The 22,113-nt window shown below is 63.1% G+C and carries 22 protein-coding genes and 1 pseudogene; 16 read left to right on the forward strand and 7 right to left on the reverse strand.

Going from position 1 to position 22,113, the window contains the following annotated elements; genetic code table 11:
• Both ACVWVP_RS29130 and ACVWVP_RS29135 read left to right on the forward strand, forming a co-directional pair.
• Nucleotides 1-156 (forward strand): annotated as a pseudogene (locus ACVWVP_RS29130) (ribonucleotide-diphosphate reductase subunit beta); the annotation flags it as partial.
• A gap of 166 nt (nucleotides 157-322) precedes the next feature.
• Nucleotides 323-811 (forward strand): DUF1289 domain-containing protein, encoded by a 489-nt coding sequence (locus tag ACVWVP_RS29135; RefSeq protein ID WP_178923409.1) that lies wholly within the window; start codon nucleotides 323-325, stop codon nucleotides 809-811.
• Between the two features lie 61 nt (nucleotides 812-872).
• Here the strand turns inward: ACVWVP_RS29135 and mdeB are convergent, their stop codons facing one another.
• Nucleotides 873-3,551 carry an alpha-ketoglutarate dehydrogenase gene (mdeB, locus tag ACVWVP_RS29140; RefSeq protein WP_457409494.1) on the reverse strand — a complete coding sequence of 893 codons (2,679 nt, stop codon included), beginning with the start codon at nucleotides 3,549-3,551 and terminating at the stop codon, nucleotides 873-875.
• A gap of 191 nt (nucleotides 3,552-3,742) precedes the next feature.
• On the opposite strand from mdeB, the gene ACVWVP_RS29145 reads away from it, so the two are divergent.
• The 3 genes from ACVWVP_RS29145 to ACVWVP_RS29155 all read left to right on the forward strand — a co-directional run bounded on the left by ACVWVP_RS29145 (nucleotide 3,743) and on the right by ACVWVP_RS29155 (nucleotide 6,496).
• A complete protein-coding gene (locus tag ACVWVP_RS29145) occupies nucleotides 3,743-4,657 on the forward strand; it encodes a class I SAM-dependent methyltransferase (RefSeq protein ID WP_178923405.1) in 915 nt (304 codons plus the stop codon).
• A 149-nt stretch (nucleotides 4,658-4,806) separates the two neighbouring features.
• Nucleotides 4,807-5,526, forward strand: a complete 720-nt coding sequence (pcsA, locus tag ACVWVP_RS29150; protein WP_178923403.1) for a phosphatidylcholine synthase — start codon at nucleotides 4,807-4,809, stop codon at nucleotides 5,524-5,526.
• 190 nt (nucleotides 5,527-5,716) lie between these two features.
• Nucleotides 5,717-6,496 (forward strand): TSUP family transporter, encoded by a 780-nt coding sequence (locus ACVWVP_RS29155; protein WP_457409497.1) that lies wholly within the window; start codon nucleotides 5,717-5,719, stop codon nucleotides 6,494-6,496.
• Here ACVWVP_RS29155 and nudC read toward each other — a convergent pair.
• A complete protein-coding gene (nudC, locus tag ACVWVP_RS29160) occupies nucleotides 6,464-7,297 on the reverse strand; it encodes an NAD(+) diphosphatase (protein ID WP_457409500.1) in 834 nt (277 codons plus the stop codon). The two genes, ACVWVP_RS29155 and nudC, sit on opposite strands and share 33 nt — an antisense overlap.
• Before the next feature lie 5 nt (nucleotides 7,298-7,302).
• Entirely contained in the window at nucleotides 7,303-8,115 is an 813-nt protein-coding gene (locus ACVWVP_RS29165; RefSeq protein WP_457409503.1) for a crotonase/enoyl-CoA hydratase family protein, read from the reverse strand.
• 192 nt (nucleotides 8,116-8,307) lie between these two features.
• Here ACVWVP_RS29165 and ACVWVP_RS29170 point away from each other — a divergent pair, with 192 nt between their 5' ends.
• The 4 genes from ACVWVP_RS29170 (at nucleotide 8,308) to ACVWVP_RS29185 (ending at nucleotide 12,442) form a co-directional block, all read left to right on the forward strand.
• Nucleotides 8,308-9,576, forward strand: a complete 1,269-nt coding sequence (locus tag ACVWVP_RS29170; RefSeq protein ID WP_178923394.1) for a chloride channel protein — start codon at nucleotides 8,308-8,310, stop codon at nucleotides 9,574-9,576.
• A 62-nt stretch (nucleotides 9,577-9,638) separates the two neighbouring features.
• Nucleotides 9,639-10,193 (forward strand): UPF0149 family protein, encoded by a 555-nt coding sequence (locus tag ACVWVP_RS29175; protein WP_457409506.1) that lies wholly within the window; start codon nucleotides 9,639-9,641, stop codon nucleotides 10,191-10,193.
• A 570-nt stretch (nucleotides 10,194-10,763) separates the two neighbouring features.
• Complete coding sequence (aroA, locus tag ACVWVP_RS29180; RefSeq protein WP_176998345.1) at nucleotides 10,764-12,020, forward strand: 3-phosphoshikimate 1-carboxyvinyltransferase; 1,257 nt, start codon at nucleotides 10,764-10,766, stop codon at nucleotides 12,018-12,020.
• 32 nt (nucleotides 12,021-12,052) lie between these two features.
• Entirely contained in the window at nucleotides 12,053-12,442 is a 390-nt protein-coding gene (locus tag ACVWVP_RS29185) for a hypothetical protein (RefSeq protein ID WP_259171214.1), read from the forward strand.
• 6 nt (nucleotides 12,443-12,448) lie between these two features.
• Here the strand turns inward: ACVWVP_RS29185 and ACVWVP_RS29190 are convergent, their stop codons facing one another.
• Nucleotides 12,449-12,826, reverse strand: a complete 378-nt coding sequence (locus ACVWVP_RS29190; RefSeq protein ID WP_259171213.1) for a tautomerase family protein — start codon at nucleotides 12,824-12,826, stop codon at nucleotides 12,449-12,451.
• A gap of 106 nt (nucleotides 12,827-12,932) precedes the next feature.
• Here ACVWVP_RS29190 and ACVWVP_RS29195 point away from each other — a divergent pair, with 106 nt between their 5' ends.
• Nucleotides 12,933-13,802: a LysR substrate-binding domain-containing protein gene (locus tag ACVWVP_RS29195; RefSeq protein ID WP_178923384.1), complete on the forward strand. Its 870-nt coding sequence runs from the start codon at nucleotides 12,933-12,935 to the stop codon at nucleotides 13,800-13,802.
• Here the strand turns inward: ACVWVP_RS29195 and ACVWVP_RS29200 are convergent.
• A complete protein-coding gene (locus tag ACVWVP_RS29200; protein WP_178923382.1) occupies nucleotides 13,799-14,404 on the reverse strand; it encodes an NAD(P)H-dependent oxidoreductase in 606 nt (201 codons plus the stop codon). The genes ACVWVP_RS29195 and ACVWVP_RS29200 overlap by 4 nt on opposite strands.
• 72 nt (nucleotides 14,405-14,476) lie before the next feature.
• Here ACVWVP_RS29200 and ACVWVP_RS29205 point away from each other — a divergent pair, with 72 nt between their 5' ends.
• Entirely contained in the window at nucleotides 14,477-15,079 is a 603-nt protein-coding gene (locus ACVWVP_RS29205; RefSeq protein ID WP_178923380.1) for a TetR/AcrR family transcriptional regulator, read from the forward strand.
• Between the two features lie 112 nt (nucleotides 15,080-15,191).
• Nucleotides 15,192-15,569, forward strand: a complete 378-nt coding sequence (locus ACVWVP_RS29210; protein WP_176998349.1) for a COG4315 family predicted lipoprotein — start codon at nucleotides 15,192-15,194, stop codon at nucleotides 15,567-15,569.
• 120 nt (nucleotides 15,570-15,689) lie between these two features.
• On the opposite strand, the gene ACVWVP_RS29215 is transcribed toward ACVWVP_RS29210, so the two are convergent.
• Complete coding sequence (locus ACVWVP_RS29215) at nucleotides 15,690-16,364, reverse strand: GNAT family N-acetyltransferase (RefSeq protein ID WP_457409513.1); 675 nt, start codon at nucleotides 16,362-16,364, stop codon at nucleotides 15,690-15,692.
• A gap of 22 nt (nucleotides 16,365-16,386) precedes the next feature.
• Nucleotides 16,387-17,295 (reverse strand): LysR family transcriptional regulator, encoded by a 909-nt coding sequence (locus tag ACVWVP_RS29220; RefSeq protein ID WP_259171209.1) that lies wholly within the window; start codon nucleotides 17,293-17,295, stop codon nucleotides 16,387-16,389.
• 113 nt (nucleotides 17,296-17,408) lie between these two features.
• On the opposite strand from ACVWVP_RS29220, the gene ACVWVP_RS29225 reads away from it, so the two are divergent.
• The 4 genes from ACVWVP_RS29225 (at nucleotide 17,409) to ACVWVP_RS29240 (ending at nucleotide 22,037) form a co-directional block, all read left to right on the forward strand.
• The gene (locus ACVWVP_RS29225) at nucleotides 17,409-18,590 is read left to right on the forward strand and encodes an MFS transporter (RefSeq protein ID WP_457409517.1); all 1,182 of its coding nucleotides are present in this window, start codon (nucleotides 17,409-17,411) and stop codon (nucleotides 18,588-18,590) included.
• Between the two features lie 54 nt (nucleotides 18,591-18,644).
• Entirely contained in the window at nucleotides 18,645-19,355 is a 711-nt protein-coding gene (locus ACVWVP_RS29230; RefSeq protein WP_178923370.1) for a FadR/GntR family transcriptional regulator, read from the forward strand.
• A gap of 104 nt (nucleotides 19,356-19,459) precedes the next feature.
• The gene (lhgO, locus tag ACVWVP_RS29235) at nucleotides 19,460-20,653 is read left to right on the forward strand and encodes an L-2-hydroxyglutarate oxidase (protein WP_259171206.1); all 1,194 of its coding nucleotides are present in this window, start codon (nucleotides 19,460-19,462) and stop codon (nucleotides 20,651-20,653) included.
• A gap of 58 nt (nucleotides 20,654-20,711) precedes the next feature.
• A complete protein-coding gene (locus tag ACVWVP_RS29240; protein WP_178923366.1) occupies nucleotides 20,712-22,037 on the forward strand; it encodes an MFS transporter in 1,326 nt (441 codons plus the stop codon).
• The last annotated feature ends 76 nt before the right edge of the window (nucleotides 22,038-22,113 follow it).

The following is a 22,113-nucleotide window of genomic DNA, read 5'->3' on the forward strand; positions in this document are numbered from 1 at the left end:
CGTCGTTTGTCGCAGATTGGCTTGAAGGAAGAGTACCCAGGGACGACCAACCCGTTCCCTTGGATGAGCGAGATCATGGACTTGAAGAAAGAGAAAAACTTCTTCGAGACCCGTGTGATCGAGTACCAGACTGGCGGCGCGCTGAGCTGGGATTAATCATCGACGCGGATCCAGAATGTGGGAGCGGGCTTGCTCGCGAAGGCTATATGTCAATCGATGCATCCGGTGACTGACACACCGCTTTCGCGAGCAAGTCGAATCGTCGTACCGCCCTCCCACATTGGGACTGCGGTGCTCTCTAGATTTTGCAAGCAAGCCATTTATGCCCAATCAAACCATCAAGACCCCCTGCGTCGGCCTGTGCTCCACCGTTTACGGGGACCTGGTCTGCCGGGGCTGCAAGCGTTATCACCATGAGGTGATCCAGTGGAACGGCTATAACGCCGAGGAAAAGCAGGCGGTGTGGTTGCGCCTGGAGCAGTTGCTGGTGCAGGTCATGGCCAGCAAACTGGAAGTGTTCGACGCGCACCTGCTGCGCCAGCAGCTGGAAAGCCGCAAGATCCGCTTTGTGCCGCATCAGTCGCCATATTGTTGGGCCTACCAGTTGATTGCCCGGGGTGCGAGGGTGATTTCCAAGCTGGAGGCCTACGGTTTGGCATTGTTGCCGGAGTTTCGCGAGCGGCACCTGGCGGATTTGCGCGATGCGATTGACCGGGAGTTTTTCCTGTTGTCCGAGGCGCATTACGAACGCTATATCGCCCCAGGTTTCCTCAAGGACGCCTTCGGCCCTGCCCTGATTGCCACCTTCTAAGTCACACCACAAAACCCATGTGGGAGCTGGCAAGCCAGCTCCCACAGTTGATCTCTGCTGCTCAGAAGGTCCAGGACGGGTCACGCTCGGCCTGCAAGCCGTACCGTTCAATCGCCTCTTGGCACACCCTCGCGTCTAGGCTCCCCTGCTCTACCAACGCCGTCAGTGCCGCCAGCACGAGGTGATGGCGGTCCACCTCGAAGAAATCCCGCAGCGCCGCCCGTGTATCACTGCGTCCAAAACCGTCGGTACCCAGTACGGTGTAACGGGAGTCCACGTACGAACCAATCATCTGCGGCACCGCCCGCACGTAGTCCGACACCGCGATCACCGGCGCGCCCTGGGGCAAGCACGCGTTCACATGACTCACCCGCGCCGTGTCCTGCGGATGCAGGCGATTCCAACGTTCCACCTCCCGCGCATCCCGCGCCAATTCGCTGAAGCTGGTCACGCTGAACACTTCGCTGCTCACCTGCCAATCCTCCGCCAGCAGCTGCGCCGCTGCCTGGGCCTCGCGCACCAGCGTGCCAGAGCCGAGCAGGCGCACCTGGGCGTCGGCGGCGCCTTCCAGGCGATACATACCCTTGATGATCGCGGCCTCCACGCCGCCCGGTAGGCTCGGCTGCGGGTAGTTTTCGTTCATCAGGGTCACGTAGTAGAACTCATCCACATCGTGCTCCAGCATCTGGCGCATGCCGTGGTCGAGGATCACCGCGAATTCACCGGCAAACGCCGGGTCGTAGGCCCGGCAGTTCGGCACCGTCGCCGCCATGAGGTGGCTGCTGCCGTCCTGGTGCTGCAAACCTTCGCCGCCCAAGGTGGTGCGCCCGGCCGTGGCGCCCAGCAGAAACCCGCGAGCGCGCTGGTCGGCGGCGGCCCAGATCAGGTCGCCGACCCGCTGGAAGCCGAACATCGAGTAATAAATGTAGAACGGCAGCATGCGCAGGCCATGCACCGAGTAGCTGGTGGCGGCCGCGACCCAGGAACTGATGGCGCTGGCTTCGCTGATGCCTTCTTCGAGGATCTGCCCGTCGGTGGCCTCGCGGTAGCTTAGGATCGAGCCGATGTCTTCCGGCTCGTAGCGCTGGCCCACGCTGGAATAGATGCCGATCTGCTTGAACAGGTTGGCCATGCCGAAAGTGCGTGCTTCATCCGCCACGATCGGCACGATGCGCGGGCCCAGGGCCTTGTCCTTGAGCAAGTTAGTGAGCATGCGCACAAAGGCCATGGTGGTGGACATTTCCTTGCCGTCGGCCGCCGTGGCGAATCCGGCGTATCCCGTTATCGACGGCACCGCGACTGTTGCGGCCACCTGGCTGCGGCTGGGCACATAGCCGCCCAACGCATTGCGCCGTTGGTGCAGGTAACGCGCTTCCAGGCTGTCGTCAGCTGGCTTGAAGAAGCTCAAGGATTCGGTCTGTTCATCGCTCAGCGGCAACTGGAAGCGATTGCGGAAGGCGATCAGCGCGTCGCGGTCGAGTTTTTTCTGCTGGTGGGTGGTCATCTTGCCCTGCCCGGCCTCGCCCATGCCGAAGCCCTTCTTGGTCTGGGCCAGGATCACCGTGGGCTTGCCCTTGACCCGGCGTGCCGCGTGGTAAGCCGCGTGAATCTTGACCATGTCATGGCCGCCGCGCTTGAGGCGGTCGATCTGCTCGTCGCTCATGCCTGCCACCAGCGCCTTCAGGGACTCGCTTTGGCCAAAGAAGTGCTCGCGGTTGTAGGCGCCGTCTTTGGCCGCAAAGGTCTGGAATTGCCCGTCGACGGTATCTGACAGGGTGTTGACCAGCGAGCCGTCGATATCCTGGGCGAACAAGGCGTCCCAGTCCGAACCCCAGACCAGTTTGATCACGTTCCACCCGGCGCCGGCGAACAAGGCTTCCAGTTCGTCGATGATCCGCCCGTTGCCGCGTACCGGGCCGTCGAGGCGCTGCAGGTTGCAGTTGACCACCCAAGTCAGGTTGTCCAGGCCTTCGCGGGCGGCCAGGGTCAGGGCCGACATGCTTTCTGGCTCGTCCATCTCGCCGTCGCCGAACACGCCCCACACATGGCGGTCGGTGGTGTCCTGCAAGTTGCGATGCTGCAAGTAGCGCATGAAGCGCGCCTGGAATATCGAGCTGATGGGGCCTATGCCCATGGAACCGGTGGGGAACTGCCAGAAGTCAGGCATCAGCCACGGATGAGGGTAACTGGACAGCCCCCGTGCGCCGACCGCAGGGCCACCGATTTCCTGGCGATAGTGGGCCAGGTCGCTCTCGCTGAGGCGCCCCTCCAGAAAGGCACGGGCGTAAATCCCCGGTGCCGAATGCGGCTGGTAGAACACCAGGTCGCCGCCAAAGCCCTCGTTGCGCGCGCGGAAGAAGTGGTTGAAGCCCACTTCGAACAAGTCCGCCGCACTGGCGTAGCTGGCGATATGGCCACCCAGTTCGCCATAGGCCTGGTTGGCGCGCACCACCATGGCCAGGGCGTTCCAGCGCACCAGCGAAGCCAGGCGCTCTTCGGTGGCCAGGTCACCGGGGAATGGCGGTTGCTGTTCGACGCTGATGCTATTGATGTAAGGCGTGCCGTGGCGTGGTTTCCAGTCGATGTGCGGGGCGCTGCCTTCACGGGCCAGCAGGTCGAGGATCTGCCGGGCCCGGGCCGGCCCGGCGTTGGCCACCAGGGACGCCAGGGCGTCGCGCCATTCGTCCAGCTCTACCTGATCCACTGCTGTGTGATTGACTGCACTCGCAAAACCGTTCATGGGCACCTCCGGGCTTTTTTTCCAGTTTATGTCGGTGCCAGAGGATTATTTGCCTGTTATCAGGCGCAGCTCACAGCTTTTTGAGCATGAATCACTGCCAACTGGCTTTTTTCCAGCACGTTGTGCTCAAGCACCCCAAAAGCCTGCAACTGTGTTTAAAATGCCGCCCGCTCAATGACTGACGCTCAACGATGACCCCAGACGCACTCGCCACCCTGCACGCTCACCTCGCCACCGCCCTGGCCACGCCACCAGACGAAACCCGTCGCCTGTTCCACGGCCGTGGCCGTTGCTGGCCGGGCCTGGAACAACTGACCGTGGACTGGTTGCAAGGCGTAGTGCTGGTCTCGTTGTTCAAGGAGCCCGAGGCGCAGCCACTGGAAGACCTGAAACAGCTGCTGCGCACGCAACTGGCCGATCACACCGTGGCCCTGCAACACCGCTACCTGCCGCAAAGCACCACCGAATGGCTGGTGGGCAACCCCGTCGAAGAGCTGATCATCACCGAAGGCGGCCTGCGTTACCTGATCGACCTGGGTAAAAAACAGAATAGCGGGCTGTTCCTCGACATGCGCTACGGGCGCAACTGGGTGCGCGAACAAGCCAAGGGCCAGCGCGTGCTCAACCTGTTTGCCTACACCTGCGGGTTCTCCGTGGCGGCCATCGAAGGTGGCGCCGAGCATGTGGTGAACCTGGACATGGCCCGTGGCGCCTTGAGCCGCGGCCGTGACAATCACCGCCTGAACGGTCATGACCTGAGCCAGGTCAGTTTCCTGGGCCACGACCTGTTCAAGTCCTGGGCCAAGGTCACGCACAACGGCCCTTACGACCTGGTGATCATCGACCCACCGTCCTTTCAGAAAGGCAGTTTCCTGCTGACCAAGGACTACCAGCGCGTACTGCGCCGCCTGCCGGATTTGCTCACGCCACAGGGCACGGTACTGGCCTGCATGAATGACCCGGCCCTGGGTGAAGACTTCCTGATCGACGGCGTGACCCGCGAAGCACCGGGCCTGCGCTTTATCGAACGGCTGCAAAACCCGCCGGAATTTCCTGATATTGACCCGCAAAGTGGCTTGAAGGCCTTGGTGTTCCGCCAGGGCTGATGCCGAATCGTCCTACGCTTGCTACGCTAAGTGATACACCGGGGCGGTGAACCTTATCCCCCCCTTCCCGGTCGATACCTGCATTCCCCGGCCAGACTCGACGGCGTTACGTTGTCGGCTGCCCCGTTTCACCTTTTGGAGAACCGCCCGTGATATCGACCCTGCATGTAGCCAGACTCAAAGCCTGGGGCGCCCACGGCTTCACCGCCACCGGTGTGGTACTGGCCTTTCTGGCCACCCTGGCGCTGCTGGAAAACTCGCCCAAGGCCTGCCTGCTGTGGCTGGGCCTGGCGCTGGTGGTCGATGGCGTCGACGGCTCCCTGGCACGCCGGGTCAACGTCAGCACCGTGTTGCCGAGCTTCGACGGCTCGGTGCTGGACCTGGTGATCGACTACCTGACCTATGTGTTCATCCCGGCGCTGTTCATCTACCGCTACATCGACCTGCCCGACTTCACTCACCTGTTCACGGTGTCGGTGATTTTGGTGTCGTCGCTGTTCTGTTTCTGCAACGTGAACATGAAGAGCAAGGACAACTACTTCGTCGGCTTCCCGGCGGCATGGAACGTGGTGGCGCTGTGCGTGTACATCATCCAGCCGGAGGCCTGGGTGACCTTGCTCACGGTGATCGGCCTGGCCCTGCTGACCGTGACGCCGATGAAGTTCCTTCACCCGTTCCGGGTCAAGCGGTTCATGCCAATCAACATCGCCGTGACCACGATCTGGCTGCTGTGCAGCTTCCTGATGGTAGTGGACTACCCGAACACCAACCCGTGGACGTTTGGGTTGTGGTCGCTGATGTCGGCGTATTTCCTGGGGATTTGCATCTGGCGTACGGCGCTGGAGTGGCTGGAAAAGCGTCACGGTTGATCGCAGTTACCCATGTGGGAGCGGGCTTGCTCGCGAAAGCGGTGTGTCAGTGAATGCATGAGGTGACGGACACACCGTATTCGCGAGCAAGCCCGCTCCCACATGTGGTTCTCGGTACCTCCGGCAGGTAAGATGCAGGCCTTTGGCGCAGCCCCTTCGCTGCGCACCTTGCCAAGAATAAGCCCTGCCCATGCCCTTCGAACTCAGCGTTGACCTCACCACCCTCGCCATCCTGGCGCTTGTCGCCTTTATTGCCGGTTTCATCGACGCCATCGCGGGCGGCGGCGGCCTGCTGACCACGCCGGCCCTGCTCACGGCCGGCATGCCACCGCACCTGGTGCTGGGCACCAACAAGCTCAGCTCCACCTTCGGTTCGGCCACCGCCAGTTTCACCTTCTACCGCCGCAAGCTGTTCCACCCGCGCCAGTGGGTGCATGCCATCGTCGGCACATTGATCGGCGCGTTGAGCGGCGCCGTGGTCGCCCACTACCTGCCCGCCGAAACCCTGAACAAAATGCTCCCGGTGATCGTCTTCGCCTGCGGCGTGTACCTGTTGTTCGGCGGCACGCCCAAGGCGCCGCTGGACGCCGATGCGCCGATCAAGAAGAAATGGCAATCCACCCAGGGTTTCGGCCTCGGCTTCTACGACGGCGTGGCCGGCCCGGGCACCGGGGCATTCTGGACCGTGAGCACCATGTTGCTGCACCCCATCGACCTGGTGAAGGCCAGCGGTCTGGCGCGCAGCATGAACTTCGTCAGCAACGCGGGCGCGCTGACGGTGTTCATCATCAATGGTTCGGTGGACTGGATCGTCGGCCTGGCGATGGGCGTGTCGGTGATGTGTGGCGCGTTCTTTGGCGCACGCAGCGCAATCAGCGGCGGCGCCAAGTTCATTCGCCCGGTGTTCATCACCGTAGTGCTCGGGCTGACGGTGCGCCTAGCCTGGCAGCACTGGTTCAGCGTGGCCTAAGCGACGGGCCAGGTAGAGGTCGATCAGGTAGCGCGCAATCGAACGTGACGCCGGCAACGGCGGCAGGTCGTGGATGCTGAACCACTGCGCGTCTTCGATCTCGTCGGCCTGGGGCACGATGTCGCCACCGGCGTATTCGGCATGGAAGCCCAGCATCATCGAGTGCGGGAACGGCCAGCACTGGCTGCCCATGTACTGGATGTTCTTCACCTCCACCTGCACCTCCTCGCGTACCTCGCGGATCAGGCAGTCTTCGGCCGACTCCCCTGGCTCGGCAAACCCCGCCAGCGTGCTGTACACCCCCGTCACAAAGCGTGGCGAACGGGCCAGCAGGATCTCGTCGCCACGGGTCACCAGCACGATCATGCTCGGCGAAATCCGCGGGTAGCTGCGCAGGTCACAGGCCGGGCAATGCATCGCGCGCTCGCGGGGCACCTGGACCATGGCTTGGCCGCAACTGCCACAAAAGCGGTGCTCGCGGGCCCAGGTACCGATCTGCGCGGCGTAGCCCAACACTTTGTACAGCGTGTGGTCGCCTTGCAGCATGAAGGCGCGCAGGCCCTGCCAACTGCAACCTTCCACCTCGGCAGCGGCGTCCAGTTCCAGCAGGTACACCGGCTCGCCGTCGAGGTGGCCGATGCCGTGCTCGGCAAACACCGCCAAGTCCTGGCGCTTGAGCCATTCCCGGGGGAACAGCGGGCCGTTGGCGTCATGCAAGAAGCCGTCGCGGCTACGGGCGACGGCCCAGCCGCCAGGGGTGTCGTTGTCCAGAAGTGTTGTGGTAATCCAGCCTGGGGTCATGTCAGTCAATCCACGAATTCGGGTTTCTGCTTACTCATGTGGGCCGCGATGGCCACGCGCAGGTCGTTGGATTGCAACATAGCCGAGTTCCAGGTGGCAACGTATTCCAGACCGTCATTGACTGTATGGTCACGCATGTAGCTGATCATGGCCTTGGTGCCGGTCACGGCAATCGGCGACTTGGCGGCGATTTCATGGGCGATCTCCATCACCCCGGCCAACAGGCTTTCCTGATCGGGATAGACGCGATTGACCAGGCCGATGCTGCGCGCTTCCTCGGCACCGAACTGGCGACCGGTATAGGCCAGTTCGCGCAACATGCCGTCGCCGATGATGCGCGGCAGGCGTTGCAGGGTGCCGACGTCGGCGACCATGCCGATGTCGATTTCCTTGATGGAGAACTGCGCGCCCTCGGCGGCGTAGCGCATGTCGCAGGCGCTGATCAGGTCGATCGCACCGCCGATGCAGTAACCCTGCACGGCCGCCAGCACCGGCTTGCGGCAGTTGTCGACGGCATTGAACGAGGCTTGCAGCTCAAGGATCTTGCGGCGCAGCAGGCGTGCGTTGCGGCCCACGTCCTTGCCGAATTCATTGGCCACCGAGGCCAGCATCATCAGGTCGATACCAGAGGAAAAATGCTTGCCGGCCCCGCTGAGCACCACAGCGCGCACGGCGTCGGTGTCTTCGACCCACTGGAAGATATCGATGATTTCGGTCCAGAACGCGGCGTTCATCGCGTTGATCTTTTCCGGGCGGTTGATCTGCACATGGGCAACGTTGCCGGTGAGTTCGACGACGAAAGCTTGGTATTCGGACATGGCAGTGATCCCTGACTGGCGAGTGATAAGGCCCGAACTATACCAAGGGTGCAGGACGGCGCATCGGCCAAAACCGGGACTGGCAAAGGTAATGAAATGTTGTGACGCGGCGCTTCATGCAGCGGCGATACATTTCACCCAAAGCAGGCGATTTATCGGCTATACAATCAGGGCCATTGCCTGGAGTTGTGTATGCCGTCCACGTTTCGCTCATCGTTGATACTGGCCTTGGTGGTCGTGCTGACCGGCATCGGCGCGGGGCTTGGCGGCATGCTCCTGGCGTTGCTGCTGCACGGTATTCAACACCTGGCCTACGGCTACAGCCTCGACAGCCTGGTCAGCCACGAAACCTTCCTGCTCGGCGTGACGGCGGCCGCCCCCGAACGGCGCTTGCTGGTGCTGATGGCGTGTGGCCTGGTGGCCGGGTTGGGCTGGTGGTTGATTTATCGCTACGGACGGCCGCTGGTGAGCATCAAGCAGGCGGTGTCGGAGAAGATGCCGATCATGCCGCCCAAGACCACCCTCGCCCACGCCGTGCTGCAAATCATCACCGTGGCCCTTGGCTCGCCGCTGGGCCGTGAAGTGGCGCCACGGGAAGTCGGGGCCTTGGCCGCCACCTGGTTATCGCAGCGGGCGCGACTCACCCCGCCCATGCATCGCCTGATCGTCGCCTGCGGCGCCGGCGCGGGCCTGGCGGCGGTGTACAACGTGCCGTTGGGCGGCGCGGTGTTCGTGCTGGAAGTGCTGGTGGGCGTGTTCAGTTGGCCCGCCGCGGTGATTGCCTTGGCGACCTCGGCGATTGCCGCTTCGGTAGCGTGGATCGGGTTGGGTGCCGAATCCCAATACGTGGTGCCGCACTTTGTGCTGAGCCCGCCTTTGATCGCCTGGGCCGTGGTCTGCGGGCCGGTGTTCGGGCTGGCGGCTTACGGTTTCACCCGGCTCACCGGTAGCGCCCGGGCGAATGCTGCACGGGGCTGGCGCTTGCCGGTGTTGTCAGTGATCAACTTCACGGTCATCGGCGTGTTGGCGATGTGGCTGCCGCAAATCCTCGGCAACGGCAAAGGCCCGGCGCAACTGGGGTTCGACAATGAACTGAGCATCGGCCTGGCCGCGTTGCTGTTGCTGGTCAAGGTGCTGATCACCACCAGCAGCCTGCGCGCCGGTGCCGAAGGCGGCCTGTTGACGCCCGGCCTTGCCAACGGCGCACTGCTGGCGATCATCCTCGGCGGCGCCTGGAGCCTGGCGTGGCCGGGCGTACCGTTGGGGGCGTTTGCGATCATCGGCGCGGCGGCTTTTCTGGCGTCCAGCATGAGCATGCCGCTGACGGCGATTGTGCTGGTGGCGGAATTCACCCGTATCGAGCATGACTTCCTGGTGCCCATCATCCTCGCAGTGGTGGGCGCGATGTGCGTGAGCAAGCTGTGCCAGCGCCTGGAAAGTACTGGAAAAAAACCGTCCTAAGTACCATCCTTCGCGCTTTAAGCCGCCCCACCTGCGGCGCTCGACGTTTAAAGGAAATGCCCATGCACGCCCAACCCCTCACCCCGGCCGAATTCGAATTCATCGAAGACACCCTGCTCAAATACGGCGACGACCATTCCGTGCTGAACCTGGCCGAACTCGACGGCTACTTCACCGCCCTGGTGTCCAGCCCGGCCCAGGTGGACGTGGCCGAGTGGTTCCCGGCGATCTGGGGCGGGCAAAACCCCGAGTGGGAAACCATGGACGAAGCACAGCGCTTCCTCGAACTGTGCGTGCGCCACCTCAACATCCTGGCCGAACAACTGGCCACCGATGCCAGCAGCTTCAAGGCCCGCTTCGACGAAACCGACCACCAGGGCCACACCGTGACCCTCGCCGAAGAATGGTGCTTCGGCTACATCCGCGGCGCCGCCATCGGCAACTGGCCAGAGCTGCCAGCCGCCCAAGCCGCAGAGCTGGAAAAAATCTCCTGGTGCGCCGAACAAGACAACTTCGAACTGCCCGCCGACCTGGATGTACAGGCGCATCAACAACGCGCCAGCGAAATCGAACCCGCAGCACGAGCGTTGCATGATTACTGGTTGGCAAAACGCTAACCGCCTGCGACCGAGGCGCCTGCATCGCCGGCAAGCCGGCTCCTACACAACCGCGTTTGCCTTTGCCTTTGCCTTTGCTCCACACCACTCAAGCCGGCTGTCAGGCCGCTGTGCTCTTGCTTTTGATCTTAGGCGCCCCATCAAACACGCTGGCCGTAATCCGGCAGGGATTTGGGGGGTAAACCGGCAGGGATGCCGGTTTAGCCGCCCCGCGCCATGGATGGCGCGTGGCGGCGGCCCCCCAAATCACTGTCGGATTACGGGCACACCGAGCCTGGGCGAGGTGCCGAGTGTTGGGGCAAGAGCCCTTTTGGTTACTTTTGGGGCTCTTTTCCAAAAGTGACCCGCTGTAAGAGCGGAACCATAAGCAGCCGTTACCGAAGAAATGGATATGTACACCATGAGGCCGCCATCGCAGGCAAGCCAGCTCCCACAGGTGGATTGATGCACAACCAGAAAATACCGGTGGCCGTTACCCCACGCTCGACAAGCACTGCATCTATACCCGATTATTCGAGTCCGCCCGTCGGCCACTCCGTGCCACCTTGCCTTGATCAGGAGCCCTGTACCTTGAGTTCGCAAAAAACCGTGACCGTTACACCGCCCAACTTCCCCCTCAATGGCAAGGTCGCGCCCCCCGGCTCCAAATCCATCACCAACCGCGCCCTGCTGCTGGCCGCCCTCGCCAAGGGCACCAGCCGCCTGAGCGGCGCCCTCAAAAGCGACGACACCCGCCACATGTCCGTGGCCCTGCGCCAAATGGGCGTGACCATCGACGAACCCGACGACACCACCTTCGTGGTCACCGGCTCCGGCAAACTGCAACTGCCCACCCAGCCCCTTTTCCTCGGCAACGCCGGCACCGCCATGCGCTTTCTGACCGCCGCCGTGGCTACCGTCGAAGGCACCGTGGTACTGGACGGCGACGACTACATGCAGAAACGCCCGATCGGCCCGCTGCTGGCCACCCTCGGCCAGAATGGCATCAAGGTCGACAGCCCCACCGGCTGCCCACCGGTCACCGTGCACGGCGTGGGCAAGGTGCAAGCCAAGCGTTTTGAAATCGACGGCGGCCTGTCCAGCCAATACGTGTCGGCCCTGCTGATGCTCGCGGCATGCGGCGAAGCCCCGATTGAAGTGGCATTGACCGGCAAGGACATCGGCGCCCGTGGCTACGTGGACCTCACCCTGGACTGCATGCGCGCCTTCGGTGCCCAGGTGGAAGCCGTCAACGACACCACCTGGCGCGTGGCCCCCACCGGCTACACCGCCCATGACTACCTGATCGAACCAGACGCCTCCGCCGCCACCTACCTGTGGGCCGCCGAAGTGCTGACCGCTGGCCGCATCGACATCGGCGTGGCCGCCCAGGACTTCACCCAGCCGGACGCCAAGGCCCAGGCCGTGATCGCCCAGTTCCCGAACATGCAGGCCACGGTGGTCGGTTCGCAAATGCAGGACGCCATCCCGACCCTCGCGGTGCTGGCGGCGTTCAACAACACCCCGGTGCGCTTCACCGAACTGGCCAACCTGCGCGTCAAGGAATGCGACCGCGTGCAAGCGCTGCATGACGGCCTCAACGAAATCCGCCCGGGCCTGGCTACCATCGAAGGCGACGACTTGCTGGTGGCCAGCGACCCGGCACTGGCTGGTACCGCTTGCAACGCACTGATCGACACCCACGCCGACCACCGCATCGCGATGTGCTTTGCGCTGGCCGGCCTGAAGGTGGCGGGCATCCGCATCCAGGACCCGGATTGCGTGGCCAAGACCTATCCTGAGTACTGGAAGGCCCTGGGCAGTCTTGGGGTTCAACTGAGCTACTGAGCACTAGGCGCTGGAAGGGGGAGGCCTTGCACATGAACATTCGCCAGCCCTGCCCACCCGGCGCCTGTGACTGCCAGCGCGAACAGCTGTTGGAGGCGCCGGGCACCGACCAGCGCATCCTGCAGCTCACGCGCCAGGAAGAGAAAAAACTGCTCGACCGCCTCGAAGACCTCAAGAGCCTGCAAGACCTGGAGCGCATGCAACAGCTGATGTACCAGCAATTGGGCATCCGCGTGCATGTCGCACCGGGGCACACCGAGGTCAAGAGCATGCGCGGGATCCAGATCATCATCGACGACCTGCCCGGCCTGTGCCGCAAGACCCGGCAATCGATCCCGGCCGCGATTCGCCGTGGCATGGAGAAGCGCCCGGAAATCGCCTACCGCCTGCTCGACGCCCACGACCTGTTTCGCGAAGGCTAATGCCCGCTACTCATTACCCCGCCCGCCGCCAAACGACCAGTCCTCTGGCGCCGTGGTGCTGATCACGATCATTACATCCTCAGGGTCGAGACCGATGCTTGCACTCAAACGCTGGGTCAGCACGTGGTAGAAACGGCGTTTGGTCACCGTGTCACGCGGCTTGCCACCAGTGATTGCAATCAGCACGTAGTCGGCACTGCGCGGGCCGCCCAGGTAATCAGCATCGACGAACAACTCCCCCGGCTCATGCTGGTGAATGACATGGAAACGATCCCCCACAGGGATCCCGAAGGTTTCCACCAGTGCGTCATGCAGGCCTTGGGAAAGGGCCCGTAGGTAATGGGCTGGCTTACCGCGTTGCAATGAGATGCGTGCGTAGGGCATGTGCAGCGCTCCGACAATTGAGTTGACGGGCAAAAATTAGCAAGCCAGGATCATTCCGAATATCAGATTAAACAGCAGCCACCATGCCGTTTTTATGGACGATTCGATGAGCCTCCCCACCTTTGATCTGGATGTACTGCGCACCTTTGTCCTGGGCGTGGAGCTCAATAGCTTTGCCAAGGCCGCAGACCGCCTGGGGCGATCAACCTCGGCGGTCAGTGCGCAGTTGAAAAAACTTGAAGAGCGAGTCGGCACGCCGGTACTCAACAAGTCCGGCCGTGGCCTGGCGTTGACGCCGGTGGGCGAAGCCGTGCTGAGCCATGCCCGACGCCTGTTGGCACTCAACGACAGCATTTTTGATGCCCTCAACCAGACCCGTACCGAAGGCACACTGCGCCTTGGCGTACAGGAGGATTTCGGCGAGCGGGTACTCAGCGATGTGCTGCGCAGTTTCGCCCAGCTTTACCCAATGATCAGCCTGGAAGTGCGGATTGCGCGCAATGCCGAACTGTTAGCACTGGTGGACGGCGCCAAGCTCGACCTGGCGCTGACGTGGGCCACCACGCACGTCTCGCCCTACGTCACGCACCTGGGGCAAACCGCCATGCACTGGATCGGTCCCCGCGACAAACCGATGCTGCCACGTAGCTCCCTGGCACCGCTGCCGCTGGTGATGTTCGACGCACCTTGCGTGTTGCGCAGCGCCGCCACCGATGCGCTGGACCGTGCAGGCATTTGCTGGCGAATCGCACTCACCAGCCCGAGTGTCGCGGGCATCTGGGCCGCCGTGGAGGCCGGATTAGGCGTGACATTACGCACGTCAATGGGTTTGCCGCCCGCGCTCTGCAAGCTGGACGACCTGCCACCCGTGCCATCGTTGGGGTACGAATTGCACCGCAACCGCCAACAGCCCAGCGAGCCGGTGACGCAGTTGGCGAGGTTGATCCAGCGCAGCCTGGAGAAGCATCTGCTTTAGGCTTTTTCCAGCACTTCAGACTGCGCAAAAAGCCGTCGCCCCAGGTTTTCTGCTGTGTTCAGGTGCGCAAGGGCCGTTCCCGACTCCGATTCCAGCAGCAACTCAGACGTCACTACGTGCGCCCCGCAGTAATCAAAAATCCCGTAGTCGATCTGGGTGCCCATGGCCTTGGCATAACCGTGGCGTTCAAACGCGCTTTCATCAGCGGCGCCCAGCGCCAGCAGGTGCACCTGCAAGTGCCGCAGTTTTTTCACCACCGGGGTATCCGGGCCGTAATCGATGGCCCAGCCATTGACGAACACGCGGTCGACCCAGCCCTTGAGCAATGCCGGCATCGACCACCAATAGATCGGGAAGGCCAGCACCAGCGCGTCGGCGCGGTCGATACGCGCCTGTTCGGCGAGCACGTCGGCGGGAGCCGTGGCGCGGGTGCGGTGCACTAAATGGTCGGCGGCGCTGTAGCGCGGGTCGAAACCTTCGGCGGCGAGGTCGGCGATTTCGTAGGTGTGGCCTGCGGCGGCGAGCCCCGTGGCAACGTGTGCGGCCAGGCTGTGGGTGAGGGATTGCGGGTCGTGATGAGCGACAACGATGAGTGCATGCATGACAGTGGCTCCCTTTCGGCTTAAGCTACGATTAGTAAGTTACGCCGATTAAGTTACTTTTGGTATATAAGCATGTCAAGCAGTGAATCCCCTGCCCCACGCCGTCGCCTGACCCGCGAAGACCGCCTGCGCCAACTGTTGGATGTGGCCTGGCAACTGGTACGCGACGAAGGCACCGAAGCCCTGACCCTGGGCCGCCTGGCCGAACTGGCGGGTGTGACCAAGCCGGTGGTCTACGACCATTTCGTTACCCGTGCGGGCCTGCTGGCCGCCCTCTATGAAGATTTCGACGGGCGCCAGAACCAGGTCTTCAGCGATGCCATCGAAGCCAGCGCGGCCACCCTGGATGACCGCGCCTGGGTGATCGCCTCGTCCTATGTCGATTGCGTGTTGCTGCAAGGCCGGGAGATTCCCGGGGTGATCGCGGCGCTGAGCAGTTCGCCGGAACTGGAAACCCTCAAGCGCGAGTACGAGGCGATCTTCTTGGCCAAATGCCGCGACGCGCTGTCGCCGTTCGCGGCGGCTGGCAGCGTGTCACAGGCCGGCCTGCGCGCCATGCTCGGCGCGGCGGAAGCCTTGTCCCACGCGGCGGCCAGTGGCGAAATCAGCCGTGAAGAGGCGCAACAGGAGTTGCTGGCGACGATCCTGGCGATGGTCAATCGTGCGCGCGGTTAAATAATTATTCACGGGCGAGGAATAAAGCGGCGCGGCGGGTGTTTACCTGAGTACGGCGTGTGAATACAGCACATGGCCAGTACCCAAACCAGAAAAGACCCAGGAGTTTGACATGCTGAACAAACGCTCCCTTGCTGCTGCCATCCTGATTGCCTGTGCTTCGTCCATGGCCTTCGCCGCCCCTGCCAAAATCGCCGACAGCGCCAAAGGCAAAGTGCTGGTGGACAGCAAAGGCATGACCCTTTACACCTTCGCCAAAGACAGCGCCGGCAAGTCGGCCTGCAGCGGCCAATGCCTGGCCAACTGGCCGGCGTTCACCGCCTCGGCCGCCGCCAAGGATGCCGACGGCTACACCGTGATCACCCGTGACGATGGCAGCAAGCAATGGGCCTACAAGGGCCAGGCGCTGTACACCTGGGTCAAGGACAGCAAGCCGGGCGACATCACCGGTGACGGCGTTGGCGGCAACTGGAACCTGGCCAAGCCATAAGCGACCCCCGCCCCTGTAGGAGCCCGCATGCGGGCGATAGCGAATTTGAGGGCGCCATCGCCGGCAAGCCGGCTCCTACACGAATAAACCTTATACACCCGATCGCCCGCAAGCCGGCTCCTACAGGTTTTGTATGAAGCGTTGGGCTTTGTGTGTGAGCTGGTCGAGGTGGCGATCACGCTGTTTCTCGGCGTCCACCATTGCGCGCTTGCCGTGCTTTTGCAGCAGGTAGGTGTGGATCTGCCGCACTTCCAATGAGCTGTAGATCGACGCCACATCCAGCACGCCCATCAGGCCATTCGTTGCGTAATCCCGTGTGTTCATCAGCACCTGGGTACCCCGCGCGCCGCGCACTTGAAAGCCCATGGCCTCGAACGCCGGCACCTTCTCCACCGCGCAGGCCAGTTCGGCGTGGGGGTAGCGCGCCAGCACGTCTTTCAGCATCGCCCGTGCCACACCCTGGCGCCGCTTGCCGGCCTGCACGGCCATGAATGCAATGCCGCACGCCTCGGGATCGTCCTTGACCGGCAGGTACAGCACAAAGCCGATGACCTGTTCCGGGTCCTGGGTGTCGGTGGCCACCACCAACTCGACCGCAATGCCCTTGGCACCGCCCAGCGCCTCCAGGTACAGGTGCACCTCAAAGCCGATCGCGTATTGGTAGATGTTGTACAGCAGGTTGCTCGGCGGCAGCGCCACGCTGCTGATGTCGGTGAGGTTGTCCACCACCATCTGCAGGATCTGGCCGTTGATAGGCTCGGGGCACGGGGTGGTGTAACGGGTAAGGCTGAACATGCAGATTCCTGGGAGTTTCACGTCAAGACAGCGGCGATTGTACCTGCTGCAGCCCGCATACCTCACGTAAACATCCGCGCAACCAGCGATGGGCCAGGTCGGCATCCAGGCGCGGGTGCCAGAGCATCGCCACCGTAAACGTGGGGAGCACCAGCGGCAGGGCGAAACTGTGCAGGCCTTCGCGTTGGTGGACGGTGTAGCGCTCGGGCACGCTGGCGATCAGGTCGGTGTCCCGTGCCAGTGCGATGGCGGTGGAGAACCCGGCCACGATGGTACTGATCTGTCGCGGCATGCCTTGGGACTCAAGCACGTCATCGATCTGCCCTCGCGCCTGGCCACGGCGGGAGACGTACACGTGCTGCCCCTCGGCATAGCGCCGAATGCTGACAGTCCCCTGGCTCAGCGGATGCCCGCTGCGCACCACGCCGATCACGCGGTCACGGAACAGCGCCTGGGTCAGCACCTCGGGATTGGCACTGGCGTCCACCACACCGGTCTCCAGGTCGACGCTGCCGTCGCGCAGCAAGGCGGTGTCCTTGTCGGTTTTAGTGACGAAGCGCAGGCGCACCCCAGGGGCCTCCCGGGCGATGCGCGCGAGCAATGCCGGGCCGAAGTTTTCGACGAACTCTTCGCTGGTGCGCAGGGTGAACGTGCGCTCGACCCGGGCCATGTCCAGGGACTCTGCGGGCCGCAACACCGCCTGGGCCTCCTGCACCAGGCGGCTGACCTGCTCACGCAATGCCACCGCCCTGGGCGTCGGCACCAGGCCACGACCCGCGCGCACCAGCAACGGGTCGCCGGTGGTCTCACGCAGCCGCGCCAAGGCCCGGCTCATCGCCGACGGGCTCAGGCGCAGACGCTCTGCGGCGCGGGCGACGCTGCCTTCGGCGAGCAACACGTCCAGGGTGATCAGCAAATTCAGATCGGGCATCACGACTCCTCATCAGGCGTTTTATGCAGGTATTCACTGCATACCCGGCGTCTTCCGCCATGTTAGGCCACGCCGTAGAGTTGTGACAGTCGCGTTCACTCAAGGAATTCCCTATGCACACGGTTTCACGAGGCGCCCTTGTCAGCCTGTCCCTGTCCATGTTGCTGGCCGCTCTGGGCACCAGCATCGCCAACGTCGGGTTGCCAGCGCTGGCCCACGCGTTTGACGCCTCGTTTCACGCCGTGCAATGGGTGGTGCTGGCCTACCTGCTGGCGATCACGGCGGTGATTGTCAGCGCCGGCAGCCTGGGCGATCGACTGGGCCGTCGGCGTGTATTGCTCGCCGGTTTGTTGTTGTTCGCCGTGGCGTGCGGGCTGTGCGGGCTGGCGCAGTCCCTGCCATGGCTGGTGATGGCGCGTGTCCTGCAGGGCCTGGGCGCGGCGGTGATGATGGCGATGACCCTGGCCATGGTCGGCGACACCGTGACCAAGGAACGCATCGGCCGGGTGATGGGTTTGCTCGGCACGATGTCGGCCGTGGGGACTGCGATGGGGCCAAGCGTGGGCGGGATGCTGCTCAGTTTGTGGGGTTGGCAAGCGTTGTTCCTCGTGGGCGTACCCTTGGGCCTGCTGGCCGCTGCCCTCGCCTATTGCTACCTGCCGGTTGATCGCCAGCCGGGGCATCGGCCCTCGGACGAACGCTTCTGGTCCCCGCTGAAAAACCCTTCCTTGCGCGTCGGCCTGGTCATCAGTGCGCTGGTGGCCGCGGTGATCATGACCACGTTTGTGGTGGGGCCGTTTTATCTGTCTCGGGGGCTGGGGCTCGATCCAGCCTGGATGGGCCTGGCCATGGCCGTCGGGCCTTGTGTGGCCGCACTGAGCGGTGTGCCCGCCGGCCGTTGGGTGGACCGGCTGGGCAGCCAACGTATGACCCTCGCGGGGCTAGGCGTCATGGTCCTCGGCGCCCTGCTGCTGTCCCTGGTCAGCGGGCTGCCGGCCTACCTGGGCTCGCTGGTGTTGCTGACCACCGGCTACAGCCTGTTCCAGGCCGCCAACAACACTGCCGTGATGAGCGATGTAGAGGCCTCACGTCGTGGCAAGGTCTCCGGCCTGTTGAACCTGTCTCGCAACCTCGGCTTGATTTTCGGCGCATCGGCCCTGGGTGCGGTGTTCGCCTGGGCCACTCCAGATGTCACCCATGCCCTGCCACAATCAGTGGCCTACGGCCTGCACACCACCTTCGCCGTGGCGCTGGGCATGATCCTGCTGGCGGCGGGGATACGACACAAATATTGACAAGTTAAAATCGTAACGACTATTGTCTGACAACCTGATCACCAAGGCAGTCCCATGCTTGAGCTCCAACGCCCCGATTCGCTCGTCGTCCGGGTTGTCAGTGCCATCCGCGCAGAAATCGACTCCGGCCAACTGCCGCCCGAGTCGCGCATGCCCACCGAACAGCAACTGGCTGAACAACTCAACGTCAGCCGTTCCGTGGTGCGCGAAGCGATTGCCCAGCTCAAGGCCGATGGCGTGATCACCGCGCGCCGGGGCCTGGGCTCGTTCATTTCGCAGACACCGGCCGGTACGGTGTTCCGCTTCCCCCAGGCCGACGGCCGCCGCCCCGACCTGGCGCAGATGTTCGAAGTGCGCCTGTGGATCGAAACCCAAGCCGCCTCGATTGCCGCCCAGCGCCGCGATGATGCCGACCTGCAGCGCATGAAAAGCGCCCTACAGGCAATGCAGGACAACCGCGACAACTTCGAAGCCGCCGCCATCGCCGACGTGGAGTTCCACCGCGCCATCGCCGACGCCAGCAAGAATGATTACTTCGTGGCCTTCCACGACTTCCTGCGCAGCCAATTGGCCAGTGCGCGCAAGACCGCCTGGGAAAACTCGGCGTCACGCTTTGTCACAGGCTCCGCCGACGCCACCCAAGAACACCAGGCGCTCTACCAGGCCATCGCCGACGGTGACGCTCAGCGTGCCGCCGCCAGCGCCGAAGCACACCTGCGGGCTGCCGCGCGCCGCCTGAGCCTGGAGCTGCCAGCCACCCATTGATCCTTTAAGTAGCGTGTCCATGGACACGCCATTTTTTTAACAAAAACATTAGTCTGACAACCTGATAAGCAGACCAAAATGTGCAACCTTAGAGACTCCGCATCATGATTCACGACTATTGCATCATCGGCGGCGGCATCGTCGGCCTGGCCACCGCCATGGAACTGCTCAAGCGCAAACCCGGCGCGTCCCTGGTGATCCTGGAAAAAGAGTCGGTGCTGGCCAAGCACCAGACCGGCCACAACAGCGGCGTGATCCATGCTGGCATCTACTACGCACCCGGCAGCCTGAAGGCCGACCTGTGCAAGCGCGGCGCCGAACAGACCAAGCAGTTCTGCACCGAGCACGGCATCAAGTTCGAGGTGTGCGGCAAGCTGCTGGTGGCGTCCAATCCGCTGGAAATGCAACGCATGGAAGCGCTGTATGCGCGCGCTCAGCTCAACGGCATGAAGGTTGAGCGGCTGGATGCCGACCAGTTGCGCCAGCGTGAACCGAACATCGTTGGCCTGGGCGGGCTGTTTCTCGACGCCACCGGCATCGTCGACTACCGCCAGGTGTGCGAGACCATGGCTGAGGTGATCCGCCGTCGCTGTGGCCAGATCTGCCTGGACCGCACCGTGACCGCGATCCGCGAAGACACCGACAAGGTCACCATCAGCACCCGCAGCGAAACCTGGCAGGCGCGCCACCTGGTGGTGTGTGCAGGCTTGCAGTCGGACCGCCTGGCGACCCTCGCCGGGATCAAGATCGACCATCAGATCATCCCGTTCCGGGGCGAATACTTCCGCCTGCCGCCGGAAAAAAACAACATCGTCAACCACCTGATCTACCCGATTCCCGACCCGGAGCTACCGTTCCTCGGCGTTCACCTCACGCGCATGATCGACGGCAGCGTTACCGTCGGCCCGAATGCCGTGTTGGGCCTGGGCCGTGAGAATTACCGCAAGTTTTCGGTGAACTGGCGCGATGTGGCGCAGTACGCCAGCTTCCCGGGGTTCTGGAAAACCATTTGGCAGAACCTCGGCTCGGGCACCACCGAAATGAAGAATTCGCTGTTCAAGTCCGGTTACCTGGAGCAGTGCCGCAAGTACTGCCCATCGCTGACCCTCGACGACTTGCTGCCCTATGAAGCGGGCATTCGCGCCCAGGCGGTGATGCGCGACGGCAGCCTGGTACACGACTTTTTGTTCGCCCAGACCGCGCGAATGCTGCACGTGTGCAACGCGCCCTCGCCGGCCGCCACGTCAGCCATGCCCATCGGCGCGATGATCGCCGACCGCCTATTCACCCCCGCGTAACACCCGGCACCAAACGTCCATTTGACAATAACTATAAAGACTCAGAAGGAAGTAACGCATGACGGCCCCCGCCTCCATCCCCAGCACCGAAACGCCCGAGCAAACCCGCAAGCGCCTGCGCAAAGTCGCGGCCGCCACCATCTTTGGCTCAATGCTGGAGTGGTACGATTTTTACCTCTACGCCACCATGGCCGCGATTGTGTTCTCGAAGATCTTCTTCGATAACAGTGATCCGAAGACCGCCACGCTGATGGCCTTTTCCACCTTCGCCATCGGCTTTATCGCACGCCCGTTCGGCGGCATTCTGTTTGGCTACCTGGGCGACAAGTTCGGTCGCAAGCAAGTGCTGGTGCTGACCTTCTGCCTGATGGGCGTGTGCACCACGCTGATCGGCCTGATCCCCAGCTACGCCTCCATCGGCATCTGGGCGCCGATCGTGCTGGTGTTTATCCGCATCATCCAGGGCCTGGGCGCCGGTGCCGAGTTGTCGGGAGCGGCGGTGACGTCCTACGAGCACGCCTCCCAAAACAAACGCGGCAGCCAGGGTGCCTGGCCGGCACTGGGCCTGAACCTGGGCTTGCTGCTGTCCTCGCTCACGGTTTACCTGCTGACCATCAACGGCAACGAGTTCCTGCTGGCCGGCGGCTGGCGCATCCCGTTTGTGTGCAGCATCGTGCTGGTGGGCGTGGGCCTGTGGGTGCGCCGCAGCATCCCGGAAACCCCGCAATTCAACGAGCTGAGCAAGGCCGAAAGCAAAGCCAAGGCATCACCGCTCAAGGCCTTGTTCAAGAACGACCTGAAGGGCCTGGCGGTGGTGTTCTTCGTGGCGATTGGCTACAACGCCCTGAGCTACATCTTCAAGACCTTTTCCCTGGCCTACCTCACCCAGTTCAAAGGCGTGGACGTGCACGTCACCTCGCTGTCGGTGACCATCGCCAGCCTGATCGCCATCGTCGCCGTGCCCTGCTTCGGCTGGCTGTGCGACAAATGGAGCAGCAAGACCGTGTTGATGCTCGGCGGGGTGTGCTCGCTGCTGTTCGCCTACCCGTTCCTGGCGCTGCTCAACAGTGGCGAAAGCCTGATGATCTACCTGGCCATTGGCGTGGGCACCGGCATCCTGGCGCCGATGATGTTTGCGCCACAGGGCTCGTTCCTGAGCCGTCAGTTCCCGACCCAGACCCGCTCTTCGGGCTTTGGCACCGGGCGTGAAATCGGCACCGCCATCGCCGGTGGCCTCGCGCCATTAGGGGCGCTGTCGATGGTGGCGGCCTCAGCCACTCACTCCACTGATGGCGTTGTGATAATCCTCGCGGTTTCGGCCCTGCTGGTGGTGGTGTTTGCCTTGTGCGATCAGGGCCGCAAACACTCGGCATTCAAGAACTGAGGAAAAAAGTTCGGACCAACGGGTGCATGGACGCACCTACATCGCGCATCATGGGCACTTTCAAGCTCAAGGGTAA

Source organism: Pseudomonas sp. TE24901 (assembly GCF_054058375.1).